Raw genomic sequence first — 299 nt, forward strand, 5'->3', positions numbered from 1 at the left:
AATGCCGATGACCTGCTGCAGGAAACCCTGGCCATGCAGCGCAAGCTGATGGAAGGGCTGAAGCTGCTGCCGCAGGTGGAAGACGTGGACTATGGCGCGACCGCGCGCGAGGAAGTCTGGCGCGACGGCAAGGTGGTGCTGTACCGCTTTGTCGGCGAACAGGCGCCGACCCGGCGCACGCCGCTGCTGATCGTCTACGCGCTGGTCAACCGGCCGTACATGGTCGACCTGCAGGCCGACCGTTCGCTGGTGCAGAAGCTGCTGGCGCTGGGCCAGGACGTGTACGTGCTGGACTGGGG

General features: G+C 66.6%; 1 pseudogene. It reads left to right on the forward strand.

Annotated elements, in window-relative coordinates:
- Positions 1-299 (forward strand): annotated as a pseudogene (locus tag EN859_RS36975) (class III poly(R)-hydroxyalkanoic acid synthase subunit PhaC); the annotation flags it as partial.

The organism is Mesorhizobium sp. M00.F.Ca.ET.216.01.1.1, from assembly GCF_004010325.2.
GTDB lineage: Bacteria > Pseudomonadota > Alphaproteobacteria > Rhizobiales > Rhizobiaceae > Mesorhizobium.